The 12,561-nt window shown below is 39.6% G+C and carries 14 protein-coding genes; 7 read left to right on the plus strand and 7 right to left on the minus strand.

The annotated features are described in order from the left end of the window. Positions 1-115: 115 nt before the first annotated feature. Positions 116-802 carry a zinc metallopeptidase gene (locus ACW6QP_RS12890; RefSeq protein ID WP_457911282.1) on the plus strand — a complete coding sequence of 229 codons (687 nt, stop codon included), beginning with the start codon at positions 116-118 and terminating at the stop codon, positions 800-802. A gap of 75 nt (positions 803-877) precedes the next feature. Here ACW6QP_RS12890 and ACW6QP_RS12895 read toward each other — a convergent pair whose 3' ends face one another. The 4 genes from ACW6QP_RS12895 to ACW6QP_RS12910 all read right to left on the minus strand — a co-directional run bounded on the left by ACW6QP_RS12895 (position 878) and on the right by ACW6QP_RS12910 (position 3,805). Then, positions 878-1,405, minus strand: a complete 528-nt coding sequence (locus tag ACW6QP_RS12895) for a ferritin (protein ID WP_457911283.1) — start codon at positions 1,403-1,405, stop codon at positions 878-880. A gap of 168 nt (positions 1,406-1,573) precedes the next feature. Beyond that, positions 1,574-1,879 carry a hypothetical protein gene (locus ACW6QP_RS12900; RefSeq protein WP_457911284.1) on the minus strand — a complete coding sequence of 102 codons (306 nt, stop codon included), beginning with the start codon at positions 1,877-1,879 and terminating at the stop codon, positions 1,574-1,576. 42 nt (positions 1,880-1,921) lie between these two features. Beyond that, on the minus strand, positions 1,922-2,392 hold the full coding sequence (locus ACW6QP_RS12905) for an Lrp/AsnC ligand binding domain-containing protein (protein ID WP_457911285.1): 471 nt from the start codon (positions 2,390-2,392) through the stop codon (positions 1,922-1,924). Positions 2,393-2,431: 39 nt separating this feature from the next. Continuing rightward, positions 2,432-3,805 carry a saccharopine dehydrogenase family protein gene (locus ACW6QP_RS12910; RefSeq protein ID WP_457911286.1) on the minus strand — a complete coding sequence of 458 codons (1,374 nt, stop codon included), beginning with the start codon at positions 3,803-3,805 and terminating at the stop codon, positions 2,432-2,434. Between the two features lie 67 nt (positions 3,806-3,872). On the opposite strand from ACW6QP_RS12910, the gene ACW6QP_RS12915 reads away from it, so the two are divergent. Beyond that, positions 3,873-4,262: a DUF423 domain-containing protein gene (locus ACW6QP_RS12915; protein ID WP_457911287.1), complete on the plus strand. Its 390-nt coding sequence runs from the start codon at positions 3,873-3,875 to the stop codon at positions 4,260-4,262. A 76-nt stretch (positions 4,263-4,338) separates the two neighbouring features. Continuing rightward, a complete protein-coding gene (gene pckA / locus ACW6QP_RS12920; RefSeq protein ID WP_457911288.1) occupies positions 4,339-5,937 on the plus strand; it encodes a phosphoenolpyruvate carboxykinase (ATP) in 1,599 nt (532 codons plus the stop codon). A 96-nt stretch (positions 5,938-6,033) separates the two neighbouring features. On the opposite strand, the gene ACW6QP_RS12925 is transcribed toward pckA, so the two are convergent. Beyond that, positions 6,034-6,780, minus strand: a complete 747-nt coding sequence (locus ACW6QP_RS12925; protein WP_457911289.1) for a uroporphyrinogen-III synthase — start codon at positions 6,778-6,780, stop codon at positions 6,034-6,036. Between the two features lie 27 nt (positions 6,781-6,807). After that, entirely contained in the window at positions 6,808-7,467 is a 660-nt protein-coding gene (locus ACW6QP_RS12930) for a DUF4271 domain-containing protein (protein WP_457911290.1), read from the minus strand. Between the two features lie 96 nt (positions 7,468-7,563). Here ACW6QP_RS12930 and ACW6QP_RS12935 point away from each other — a divergent pair, with 96 nt between their 5' ends. From ACW6QP_RS12935 to ACW6QP_RS12945, 3 genes are read left to right on the plus strand one after another with little or no spacing between them, the layout of a single operon-like run. Next, positions 7,564-8,292, plus strand: coding sequence for a polyprenol monophosphomannose synthase (locus ACW6QP_RS12935; RefSeq protein ID WP_457911291.1), 729 nt, complete (start codon positions 7,564-7,566; stop codon positions 8,290-8,292). Further along, on the plus strand, positions 8,293-9,636 hold the full coding sequence (locus ACW6QP_RS12940) for a dihydroorotase (protein ID WP_457911292.1): 1,344 nt from the start codon (positions 8,293-8,295) through the stop codon (positions 9,634-9,636). After that, positions 9,637-10,167, plus strand: coding sequence for a DUF4296 domain-containing protein (locus ACW6QP_RS12945; RefSeq protein ID WP_457911293.1), 531 nt, complete (start codon positions 9,637-9,639; stop codon positions 10,165-10,167). It abuts the gene before it with no gap. Here ACW6QP_RS12945 and ACW6QP_RS12950 read toward each other — a convergent pair. Then, positions 10,164-11,174, minus strand: coding sequence for an SDR family oxidoreductase (locus ACW6QP_RS12950; RefSeq protein ID WP_457911294.1), 1,011 nt, complete (start codon positions 11,172-11,174; stop codon positions 10,164-10,166). The two genes, ACW6QP_RS12945 and ACW6QP_RS12950, sit on opposite strands and share 4 nt — an antisense overlap. Positions 11,175-11,256: 82 nt before the next feature. Here ACW6QP_RS12950 and tyrS point away from each other — a divergent pair, with 82 nt between their 5' ends. Then, positions 11,257-12,555: a tyrosine--tRNA ligase gene (tyrS, locus tag ACW6QP_RS12955; RefSeq protein WP_457911295.1), complete on the plus strand. Its 1,299-nt coding sequence runs from the start codon at positions 11,257-11,259 to the stop codon at positions 12,553-12,555. The last annotated feature ends 6 nt before the right edge of the window (positions 12,556-12,561 follow it).

The following is a 12,561-nucleotide window of genomic DNA, read 5'->3' on the forward strand; positions in this document are numbered from 1 at the left end:
TTTATTTGAGTTGCATAGGTTTCCCGGCGATTGTTTTTAGCGGTTTTCACCAGGGTTCAAATCATTTTATTGGTAGGGTTTTTGTTATCTTTGAAATTCTAAAAACGCTAAAATTATGATGGGATATTATATTATTGCCGGGCTTATTTTCGTAGTGAGCCTTTATGTGAGCAATAAGCTTAAAAGCAAATTCAAGAAGTACTCCAAGGTACATCTGGCTAACGGGATGAGCGGTAAAGAAATCGCTGAACGTATGCTAGCCGATAACGGAATTCAGGATGTAAAGGTTATTTCCACCCCGGGAATGCTTACAGATCATTATAATCCTCAAAAGAAAACCATTAACCTAAGCGAAGGAGTTTATACCCAACGCAATGCTGCTGCGGCTGCAGTTGCGGCACACGAAACCGGGCACGCCATTCAACACGCGCAGGCTTATAGCTGGTTGCAAATGAGAAGCCAGTTGGTTCCTATAGTGAGTGTGGCTTCGAGATTTTCACAATGGGTGATTTTTGGTGGGTTAATGCTTATGGCCACTACCGCTATGGGTAGCACTATATTATTAATCGGAATTATTCTCTACGGAATGGGAACCCTGTTTAGTTTTGTGACACTTCCGGTTGAATATGATGCCAGTAACAGGGCCCTGGCCTGGTTGGAAAATGAAAATATGTTGTCGCCCAGAGAACACGAAGCAGCTGAAGATTCTTTAAAATGGGCCGCACGAACTTATGTGGTGGCTGCGGTAGGATCGTTGGCTACTTTGCTTTACTTTCTAAGCATTTATCTTGGGAGGGACTAGGCCTTAATCAACAGAATAAAAAAAACGGGCTTCCTAAACAGGAGCCCGTTTTTTATGAAAATCTATATTCAGAAATTATTCCACTTTGTCTCTTAGTTTTCCTATTCTTTCATCTATGAGTTTCAGCGCAATTCCATCTGTTCCCATTAGGTCAAAAAGCTCCAGCGCCCTGCGCATAAGCTGCTCTTCTTCCATTTGCTCCTTGATGAACCATTGCAGAAAATATTCTGAAGTATAATCTGATACTTTTCTGCACTGCCCCACGATTTTATGGATAGATTTTGTGATGCTAATTTCCTGGTCTAAGGCGGTTTCAAAAATTTCTTCCAGCGAATTGAATTCGTGGCTTACTTTTCCAACCGAAGGTGAATAGGCGGTACCCCCGTTATCATTTATGTATTTGAAAATTCTCATCATGTGGTCCCGCTCCTCTTCAGCCTGGGAGTAGAAGAAATCTGCACTGCAGTTTAACCCGTTATGGTCGCACCAGGAAGCCATAGCCAAATATGCCGATGATGAATGTGCTTCCTTTTCTATTTGTTTATTTAAAAGATCCATGATGTCTACATGAATGCTTAATTTTTGTCTTACCAGATCTTTCATCTTTCTTTAATTTTCTATGTTTTCAAAAGTAATTCTCCGGGAATTTTTCAGAACAAATTCCTTTGGAATCATTTGCTTAAAATTAAACAAAATGATGGGCAGGACCTAATAATCAGCTTAATTTAGAAAGTTTCCAGTTTAGGGGGAAGTAGAATGTGAAAGGGAAATTTATGCCAGCAAGCTATTCATTTCCATAAAGCCGAAGGCCGTAGCCATTAGCTCCTTTAATTCCAGGATTTCGTAGGTGTTGAAAATCACGAGATGTTCGCGGTTGCAAAGGCTTAAAATTTCAAGCCCGTGAATGTTTTCACCATTAAAATGTGACTCCAGATTGATTTCCAAAATTTGCTGTCTGAATGCAAGCAGTTGGCAAAATCTCATCTCAACCTGTTTGTGGGCAAAATTGAGATAAAAGCAACGTTTTTTGTCACTTTGAGAGAAGGTGAAATGTTTGGTTTGATGAATGATATTCATAGCGGGGCCAAAACTAAATCTTATTTAGAATAATTCCAAATATTAAATCTTAATTTGACGCTTTATTTGCTGATTTAATGAAATGAAAGTTTCGGTCCTAGAAACACCCTCTATAGCTTGTATATCTTTGTTGAGTACCTGCATTAAATGTTCGTTATCCCTGCATAGAATCTTTAGAAATATCGACCAGTTTCCCGTAGTATAGTGGCACTCGATTACCTCTGGAATTTCGTTGAGTTTTTTAACGGCCTGTGGGTTACTCACCGCTTTATCGAGATAAACCCCCACGAATGCCATGGTTTTATAGCCCAGCATTCGGGGGTCTATGATTAGTTTTGAGCCTTCAATTAAGCCCGATTTTTCCAGTTTTCGTAAACGTTGATGTACCGCAGCTCCCGTAATGCCAATATTCTTGGCGATTTCCAGAATTGGTTTTTTTGCATCCTCCATTAATTCCTTGAGGATGGTTTTATCTATTCCATCAATAACAACATTTTCGTTTACAACTTTCATCGGATAAAATTTTCAGCTAAAATATTGAAAATTCATTTTTCAATTTCCAACTTCTCCAAAAGGATTATAGCCCAGATATTCTGTTTCCTGCTCTTTAAAAACTATATCGTGCTTTTCAAGCTCCTTTAAAATTGGTTCGTATACCTCTTTTTTGATAGGTAATTGAACTCCCGGGCTATTGATCTCCCCATTTAAAATTTTGATACAGGCAATTGCAACGGGAAGACCTACCGTTTTGGCCATAGCTGTTTCGGTTTGGTTTTTACCTATATGCACCATTGTGGAGTCTATTTGTTTTTTCTCGCCATTTAGTTCATATCCGAATTTATGGTACATCACGATCATATCTTTATCTTCAGGTTCCAGCGACCATTTATCCATAAGAATTCTCTGAAGGGCCTGCGCCGGGGTGGCATCCTTTATCCCTATTTTTTTATTCGGATTAAAAAGATCTAACTCCAGCAATTTGTCCCACATGATATCATCCTGATCTATTTTGAGGTTATGCCGCATTTTTAGTTCTACTGAATCGGTTGGAGAATAGGGGAGAAAGGAATTTACAAAATCCCGGTAACTCATATTTTCTGAATCGTGCATTGTAAAACTATCATCTGTCATTCCCAGTTGAACGAACATATTCCAGGCTCGACTAAATCCTACCCGGCGAATTGTACCGCGATATAGGGTTAATATATCTTCAAGGCCGTAAATGCTCATATAATCCAGTGAATTCCTGTTGGCGTAACCTTCAAATTTTCCGTATTCGGGAATTTCGAGAAATTCGGTTCTTCTAAAAAGCCTGTGATACGGTATGTATTTAAATTTACCCTCCTGGATGAATTCGGCAACGCCGCCCTGTCCCGCAACCACGACGTTTCTGGGGTTCCAGGTGAACTTGTAATTCCACATGTTGGTATCGCTTTCGGGGGCTACAAGACCGCCGGTAAAAGATTCAAACATCAGCATCTTTCCGCTTTTGTCCCGAATTCTATCTATAACCTGCATGGCACTCATATGGTCTATGCCGGGATCCACCCCAATTTCATTCATAAAGATCAAATTGTTTTGTTTCACTTCGGCATCCAAAGCTTTCATTTCCTTACTTATATAAGAAGCCGTGACCATATTTTTTTTGAATTTCACGCAATCTCTTGCCACCTCAATATGAAAACGGGCCGGTAACATAGAGATCACGATATCGGCGTTTTTCACAGCCGTAGCCCTGCTTTCAGCATCAAAGATATCGAGCGCTATAGCTTTAGCTGCAGGATGATTTTGAGTTGCCTTGCGTGCCGTTTCAATATCCAGATCGCCAATGGTTAATTGCAGGTTTTCTTTCTCGGAATTTTGAAGCAGGTGTTTGATTAAGGAATAGGTAGATTTTCCTGCTCCTATGATTAAAATTTCTCGCATAAATTAAGTTAGTTTTGTGTAGTGTAAAACGAATGTATTAAAACTTTAATTCATAAAAAATTAACAGGTGGCCCGTAATTTTCTTATCTCAGGTACTATTTTCGGAATGATTGCAGTGATTCTTGGAGCTTTTGGTGCTCACGCCTTCGAAACACTATTAGATACCGCAGCACTTAAAAGTTATGAAACCGGCGTGCGTTACCAAATGTATCACGCCCTTTTGCTTTTACTGCTGGGAATACTAAAAATTACGGGCATAAACCCCGGGAAATGGAGCTTTTGGTTATTCGTAAGTGGAATCGTACTTTTTTCGGGATCTATTTATTTACTGGCAACAAACGATTTAACCGGCTTTGATTTTAGAAAAATAGCATTGGTAACTCCTCTGGGCGGCAGCCTTTTAATAGCGGGCTGGCTGGTATTATTGACAAAGTTTATAAAGTTAAAATCTAAATAAAATGTCGATAAAACTCTTTATATCTGCTTTAGATTTCTAATTTTGTGCAGTAAATAAACCACACATTCTAAAATTTATGTTCGCAAACACCCCAATTACGAAAACGATTTCGTTAGAGGAATACGGGATCAAAAATGCAACAGTTCACTACCAATTAAGCCCCGAACAACTTCAGCAGGAAACTCTTGACCGGGAACAGGGCGTTGAAACCGCAAATGGTACATTGGCAGTTAACACCGGTGAGTTCACCGGCCGTTCCCCTAAAGATCGTTTTATTGTAAAAGATGAAGTTACCAAAGATGAGGTTTGGTGGGGGGATATCAACATTCCCTTCGATCCTAAAAAGTTTGACCAACTTTATAAAAAGGTTACTGAGTACCTTTCGGGAAAAGAAGTTTTTGCCCGGGATGCCTACGCCTGTGCCGATGATGAGCATAGGTTGAACATTCGGGTTATTAATGAGTATCCCTGGTCAAATATGTTTGCTTATAACATGTTTCTAAGACCTTCTGAAGATGAATTAGAAGATTTCAAAGAAGACTGGGTGGTGATCAATGCACCGGGCTTTAAAGCAAATCCTGAAACCGATGGAACCCGACAGGAGAATTTTGCCATTTTAAACTTCAGCAAAAAAATTGCCCTTATAGGAGGGACCGGATATACCGGAGAGATCAAGAAAGGGATTTTTTCAGCGCTTAACTTTGTTTTGCCGGTTTTTAAGAATACGCTTCCTATGCATTGTTCTGCCAATATTGGAGAAGATGGGGACACAGCAATTTTCTTTGGGCTGTCAGGAACAGGAAAGACGACCCTTTCGGCCGACCCATCCCGTAAACTTATTGGAGACGATGAACACGGATGGACAGCCGATAATACAATCTTTAATTTTGAGGGTGGGTGTTATGCCAAGGTGATTAATCTTAGTGAAGAAAATGAACCCGATATCTATAAAGCTATTAAGCCCGGAGCCATTCTTGAAAATGTTATTTTAGAGGATAACGGCGAGGTAGATTTTGAGAATACTTCAATAACCCCAAATACCAGGGTGAGTTATCCTATTCATCATATTAAAGGAATTCAAAGTCCTTCAAAGGGTGAAAATCCTAAGAATATATTCTTTTTGACTGCCGATGCTTTTGGAGTTTTGCCTCCTATCAGCAAATTGAATCCGGCGCAGGCGGCTTATCATTTTATAAGTGGCTATACCGCCAAAGTTGCCGGTACCGAGGCTGGAATCAATGAGCCGGTTCCTAATTTTTCGGCTTGTTTTGGGGCTCCTTTTATGCCGCTTCATCCTACCCGTTATGCTGAAATGTTGAGCGAAAAGATGAAAGAATCGGGTGTAAATGTATGGCTGGTAAATACCGGCTGGACCGGCGGGCCTTATGGTACCGGAAGCCGAATGAAGCTAAAACACACCCGTGAGATGATTAAAGCTGCGCTGGATGGAAAATTAGAGCAGGAGCAATTTAAAACCCATGAAATTTTTGGATTGGAAATGCCACTGCAATGCGAAGGTATTCCTTCTGAAGTTTTAGACCCGCGTTCTACCTGGGCCGATAAAGAGGCCTACGACGCCAAAGCCAATGAGCTGGCAGATTCTTTCAGAAATAATTTCAGAAAATTTGAGCAACAGGCTAATAATGAAATTTTAAGCGGAGGGCCAACCGCTTAAAACGCGTGCTATTTGAGTGCGGAATAAAAAAAATCCGATGTGACCTTCACATCGGATTTTTTATTTATCTAAAAGGCTCGTGGCCCTATAAAGTAATTATTTCTTATTGGCTTCAGCTATATATTTATGTAATGCCATGGTCATTGAAGGGGTCTCTGGAGTAGGCGCTTTAATGTTTACCTTCAATCCATGTTCCTTGGCAGCTTTAATTGTTGTGTTTCCGAAAACAGCGATTCGGGTATCGTTTTGTTTAAAGTCGGGGAAATTTTCGAAAAGAGACTTAATTCCGCTGGGACTAAAAAATACCAGAATATCGTAAGTAACATCTCTTAAATGAGAAAGATCGCTTACAACGGTTTTATAGAAAGTAGCCTGCTTCCATTCAACGCCCAGTTTATTTAATGTTTTTGGCACTTCAGGCTTTAAAACATCTGAGGAAGGAAGCAAAAACTTCTCATTTTTATACTTCTTAATAAGCGGCGCTAATTCAGCAAAGGTTCGTTTTCCCACATAAATTTTACGCTTGCGGTACACCACATATTTTTGCAAATAATAGGCTACGGCTTCACTAAGGCAAAAGTATTTTAAGGTATCTGGTACTTTAAAGCGCAGCTCTTCAGCAATTCTAAAAAAGTGATCTACAGAGTTACGGCTTGTAAGAATAATAGCCGTGTATTTGGTGAGATCAACCTTTTGCTGCCTAACTTCTTTGGAAGACACCCCTTCAACGTGAATGAATGGAATAAAATCTATTTTTACACGTTGTTTTTCTTCAAGTTCAAAATAAGGTGAATTTTCTATTTTAGGCTCTGGCTGTGACACCAAAATTGTTTTCACTTTCATAAATCAAGTACTTTAGTTTGAAACCTGTTAATAAATTGTAAAAAGCTTGTACAAAATAATATAAGGGGCAATTTCAAGTGCGCAAAGGTACAAAATAAAATAGAACCAATGTCGTGCGATAAGATTTTGATTTTGTTTGAAGATTAGAAAGAGACTCAGAATATTGAATAATACCAGCATTATAATGAGGCTTCCTACCAGGATTTTCGTGGGCGAAAATGCATAAGTGAACAATAGGCCGGGGACCAGAAGAAAAAGAGCCATAAAATTTCGGTAGCTCAATTTCTGGAACACGTAATAATCTATCTGTGGATCCAGATTAAAAATATCACCAATAATCTTTTCGATTCCAGCTTTTAAAAGTACAAAGCTGCCATAAGCCGTGGCTATTCTTATAAATAAAATTTGTGGCTGTGCAGGATTGGCTTCAAAAAAAGTTTTATATGTCACAAAAAGAAATAAGGATACCGAGAATAGATGTACCCCAAACATTAAAATGTTAAAAGCGTGAAAAGCTTTATTCTCCTTTCCTCTAAAGGCCATAAATTTGCCCGTGGTCAAAAGGGAGGTGAAATCCTGAAATCGCTGTGGGTATGTGGCTTTTACGCTAACAAGTAAAACCATAATTCCCAGAATTAAAAGGGTAATCCAGTCCAGGGAATCCACATGTCGTTCTAATGCCTGCAATAGAAAGGAAATTTTAGCAAAGTTAAAATTTATAGCTTGAATATGGAGGCTTGGGAGCATATTTAAAATGCATACATTTGTCCAAAATTTAATCGGATGACCAAGGGGATAATCATTATACCCACTTTTAATGAAATTGAGAATATAGAACGTTTATTAAGGAATATATTTTCCCAAAGACGAAGATTTCATGTCCTGGTTGTTGATGATAACTCGCCTGATGGCACTGCCGACAGGGTTCGAACCCTGCAAGCCGAATTCCATGAATGTTTGTTCCTGGAAGAAAGAACCGGAAAGCTGGGCCTTGGAACCGCTTATATTCACGGATTTAAATGGGCATTAGAAAGGGATTATGAATATGTTTTTGAGATGGATGCCGATTTTTCTCATAATCCGAACGATCTTATAAGACTTTACAATAGTTGTAAAAGGGATGCCGCCGATGTTGCTATAGGATCTCGTTATGTCACCGGGGTAAATGTGATTAACTGGCCAATGAACCGGGTACTAATGTCCTGGTTAGCATCAAAATATGTAAGGTTGATTACCCGAATGGATATACACGATACTACCGCCGGATTTATTTGCTATAAGCGACGGGTATTGGAAACAATAAATTTGGATAAAATCAAGTTTGTAGGTTATGCCTTTCAAATTGAGATGAAGTTTAAGGCATATTTGCATAATTTTAAAATAAAGGAAGTTCCCGTGATCTTTACCGACAGAACTCAGGGAACCTCCAAAATGAGCGGCTCCATCATTTCTGAAGCCGTTTTTGGGGTAATAATAATGAAAGTAAAAAGTCTTTTTAGAAAGAAAAGCTAAATGAAAAAGGTTCTGATCAAAAATGCAAGGCTGGTTAATGAGGGGAAAATTAAAGAAGCCGATGTTTATATAATAGATGGAATAATTTCTGAAATTTCAGAAAGCATAAGTCCTAAATCGCCCGATGTGCAAATCTTTGATGCCGAAGGCAATTATATGCTCCCTGGGCTAATCGATGACCAGGTTCATTTTCGTGAACCCGGGCTAACTCATAAGGAAACTATTAAAGATGGTTCGAAAGCTGCGGTAGCAGGAGGGATTACTTCTTTTATTGAAATGCCAAATACCATTCCGCAGACCACTACTATAGAACTTCTGGAGGAAAAATTTAAAATGGCCGAGGAGTCTTCTTATGCCAATTACTCTTTTATGTTTGGGGGCACCAACGATAATCTGGATGAAATTTTAAAGGTAGATCCAAAAACCACGGCTGCTTTAAAATTATTCCTGGGTTCTTCTACCGGGAACATGCTCGTGGATAATGAAAAAGTTTTAGAACAAATTTTTTCAAAATCTCCACTGCTTATCGCTGTACACTGTGAAGATGAGGCAACCATCAAAAAAAATATGGAAGAGTGTGTAGAGCGTTATGGAGATAATATTCCAATCGAGTTGCACCCGAAGATAAGAAGTGAGGAGGCCTGTTATATTTCTTCTTCAAGAGCTGTGGCCCTTGCCAAAAAAACCGGCGCCCGTCTTCACGTTTTTCATCTTTCAACGGCAAAGGAGCTTTCGCTTTTCAGTAATAAGAAGCCATTAAAAGACAAGAAAATCACTGCTGAAGTTTGTATTCACCACCTTTGGTTTAATGATAGCGATTATGCCAAAAAAGGAACCTTTATCAAGTGGAATCCTGCGGTGAAGACCAAAAAAGATCAGGAAGCCCTGCTTCAGGCGCTTAAAGATGATTTAATAGATGTGATTGCAACCGATCACGCTCCGCATACCAAAGAAGAAAAGAAAAATCCGTATACCAAGGCGCCAAGCGGTGGGCCGTTAGTGCAGCATGCGCTTCCGGCGATACTTCAGTTATACCACCAGGAGAAAATTTCGCTTGAAAAGATCGTGGAGAAAATGTGCCATAACCCGGCTATTCTTTTCCAGATCAAAGATCGCGGATTCATTAGAGAAGGTTATAAGGCAGATTTGGTGCTGGTAGATCTCAACGCCCCCTGGGCCGTGCAACCCGATAATATTTTGTACAAATGTGGCTGGTCGCCTTTTGAGGGAGTTACTTTTAAATCGCGGGTTACTCATACCTTTGTGAATGGAAACCTGGTGTACCGCAATTTCAAACATCAGCCATTTTCAAAAGTTGCTGAAAGATTAAGTTTCGACAGATAAATGAAAAAAATTGCCGGGCTCATATTGATTTCTTTGATTCTGGCTGCCTGCCAGGATATCGAAAAAACCCCGAAACCTAAAGATCTTATTCCTGAAGATAAGATGGTTGAGGTTTTAACCGATATGAGCCTGATGCAGTCGGCGCGAAACTTTAATAAACAGCAATTTGAAAAAACAGGTTTTACGCCACAAAATTTCATCTACGATAAATACGGGATAGACAGCCTTCAGTTTGAGCGCAGCAATAATTATTATGCTGAAAAATATACGCTGTACGAAGGGGTTTACCGCAGGGTGAAAGATAGTTTGGAGGTGCTCAAAGTAAAGATGGATTCGATTAGAGATGAAGAAATAAGGCTTCGGGATTCCACTAATACGGCTAATAAATTCTTCGAATTAATGCAGCCCGAATTTATGAAATATGTGCCGCAACTTGAGTCTAAACCAGAACTTGAAAAACAGCAAGCTCCACGTAGATCTAGAACCCCGGTGGTAAACGATAGTTTACAAACGCCGGTTTCCCGAAATTAATGATCCCTTTTATAGAATTTTGAAGTTTCAGCGATTACTTTCTGCAGGCTCATAAAGTTATAATCGAGTAACTCCTGAATTTTTTTGTTGCTATACCGTGTTTCTGTAAATAGACCCTGAATGCTGCTGCGGGTTATATTTCTTTTTCTTCCGAAGAAACTTCCTGTTTTCTGAAAAATCCAACCCAGGGCGACCATCCATTTTTTTAATGGGGTAGTGGGTTTTGGTTTCTCAAGCTGTTCGGCAACCAGGTCGAAAATTTGCCTGAAACTTTTATTTTCGGCAACAAGGATGTATTGTTGATTATGTTCAGCACTTTCCATTAGACTTTGCATAATTTGAACTACATCAACAACTCCAATAAATCCGGTGACTTTTGGAAAGTGATATTTTAAACCTTTATCGATTTTTCTAAAAATTTGCCCGCTACCAGAATCCCAGAATCCCGGGCCAATAATCACCCCCGGATTAACGATAATCACCTTTACACCTTCCTGGGAGCCGCGCCATACTTCGATCTCGGCCCCGTATTTGGAAATTGCATAGTCATTATGATCTTCGGCAGGATTCCAGGTGAGTTCTTCGGTTACCAATTCAGAATTTTTTGCATTACCCAGGCTGGCAATACTGCTCACATGGCATAGTTTTTTGACCTTAAAATCTATACATAGATTTACAATATTGGCTGTTCCTCTTATATTGATTTTGCGAAGTTGAGCTGCGTCTTTTGGATCAAAAGAAACTTTGGCAGCGCAGTGGTAAACCTTCTCCACCTTTTCAAAAGCGATTTCTAAAGCCGGGATATCATTTAAATCGGCTTTTATCCATTTAATTTTATTAAAGGCAGCTTCAGCACTGCTTTTATCCCCATAATATCTAAAGACTCTTTGGGTTTTCTCCTGGCTGCTTTTATCTCTGTAAATTGCCCTTATGCTTTGGGTGGTTTGGCTGAGTTTCCAAAGCAAATGACTACCTACCAGCCCGGTTCCTCCTGTAACTAAAATCATAAGGTAAATATAGGGAAAGCACTTAGGAAAAATAAGACGAAATGGTATCTTTACGGCTGTTTTTTGAATCTTAATATTAGTTATGAATAGGAATTTTGTAGAAGAACTTAGCTGGCGTGGGATGATTCACGACCATATGCCTGGAACCGAAGAACATTTAAACGAAGCGATGAGAGCGGCATATGTAGGGATAGACCCTACTGCCGATTCGCTGCATATTGGGCATTTGGTAAGTGTTATGATGCTAAGACATTTTCAGCTTTGTGGTCATAAGCCTTTTGCGCTTGTAGGTGGTGCTACCGGTATGATAGGGGATCCTTCAGGCAAGTCGGCAGAGCGTAATTTGCTTGATGAAGAAACCCTAAGACATAACCAGGAAGCTTTAAAAAATCAGCTGGCAAAATTCCTGGATTTCGACAGTGCTGAGGAAAATTCGGCGGTGATGGTAAACAACTATGACTGGATGAAAAATTTCAGCTTCCTGGAATTCATTCGCGATGTAGGCAAACACATTACCGTGAATTATATGATGGCTAAAGATTCGGTTAAAAAAAGACTGTCTTCTGAAGCTGCTGAAGGAATGTCTTTTACTGAATTTACTTACCAGTTAGTACAGGGTTATGATTTTCTGCATTTGTTCAGAGAACATAATTGTACGCTGCAAATGGGTGGAAGCGACCAGTGGGGAAACATCACCACCGGTACCGAGTTAATTCGCAGAATTGGTAATGGAAAAGGCTATGCCTTAACCTGCCCGCTTATCACCAAGGCCGACGGAACTAAATTCGGAAAAACCGAAGGCGGGAATATTTGGCTCGATCCCAACCGAACTTCACCCTACAAATTCTACCAGTACTGGCTTAATACCAGCGATGAAGACGCTGCAAAATACATTAAGATATTTACATTCCTGGGACAGGAGGAAATCGAGAATCTGATCAAAAAACACCAGGAAGCTCCCCATTTACGGGAATTGCAGAAAACCCTTGCTGAAGAAATAACCGTAATGGTACATTCCAGAGAAGATTTTGAAAATGCAGTGAAAGCCTCAGAAGTTTTATTCGGAAAAAGTACAGCCGATGATTTAAAGTCATTGAACGAGGCTACCTTTTTAGATGTGTTTGAAGGCGTGCCGCAAGCCGAAGTTCCAAAGAAGTTAATTGAAGAAGGTCTCGATATGATCGCAGCTCTTTCAGCTGAAACAGGATTTCTTAAGTCTAATGGAGAGGCTAGAAGAGCCCTTAAAGAAAATTCGGTTTCTGTAAATAAGGAAAAGGTGAAAGAAGATTACCTGCTAAATAAGGAAGACCTTATTAACGGGAAATATATTATCCTTAATAAAGGGAAGAAGAATACCTATATTATTAGAGCGGTAGATTAGAGTTTT

It is taken from the genome of Salegentibacter haimaensis, from assembly GCF_054121495.1.

What these genes read in the sequence shown, in the direction of transcription:
- ACW6QP_RS12890 (WP_457911282.1), top strand. Translation starts at nt 116, where the DNA reads ATGATGGGATATTATATTATTGCCGGGCTTATTTTCGTAGTGAGCCTT.
- ACW6QP_RS12895 (WP_457911283.1), bottom strand. Translation starts at nt 1,405, where the DNA reads ATGAAAGATCTGGTAAGACAAAAATTAAGCATTCATGTAGACATCATG.
- ACW6QP_RS12900 (WP_457911284.1), bottom strand. Translation starts at nt 1,879, where the DNA reads ATGAATATCATTCATCAAACCAAACATTTCACCTTCTCTCAAAGTGAC.
- ACW6QP_RS12905 (WP_457911285.1), bottom strand. Translation starts at nt 2,392, where the DNA reads ATGAAAGTTGTAAACGAAAATGTTGTTATTGATGGAATAGATAAAACC.
- ACW6QP_RS12910 (WP_457911286.1), bottom strand. Translation starts at nt 3,805, where the DNA reads ATGCGAGAAATTTTAATCATAGGAGCAGGAAAATCTACCTATTCCTTA.
- pckA (WP_457911288.1), top strand. Translation starts at nt 4,339, where the DNA reads ATGTTCGCAAACACCCCAATTACGAAAACGATTTCGTTAGAGGAATAC.
- ACW6QP_RS12925 (WP_457911289.1), bottom strand. Translation starts at nt 6,780, where the DNA reads ATGAAAGTGAAAACAATTTTGGTGTCACAGCCAGAGCCTAAAATAGAA.
- ACW6QP_RS12935 (WP_457911291.1), top strand. Translation starts at nt 7,564, where the DNA reads ATGACCAAGGGGATAATCATTATACCCACTTTTAATGAAATTGAGAAT.
- ACW6QP_RS12940 (WP_457911292.1), top strand. Translation starts at nt 8,293, where the DNA reads ATGAAAAAGGTTCTGATCAAAAATGCAAGGCTGGTTAATGAGGGGAAA.
- ACW6QP_RS12945 (WP_457911293.1), top strand. Translation starts at nt 9,637, where the DNA reads ATGAAAAAAATTGCCGGGCTCATATTGATTTCTTTGATTCTGGCTGCC.
- ACW6QP_RS12950 (WP_457911294.1), bottom strand. Translation starts at nt 11,174, where the DNA reads ATGATTTTAGTTACAGGAGGAACCGGGCTGGTAGGTAGTCATTTGCTT.
- tyrS (WP_457911295.1), top strand. Translation starts at nt 11,257, where the DNA reads ATGAATAGGAATTTTGTAGAAGAACTTAGCTGGCGTGGGATGATTCAC.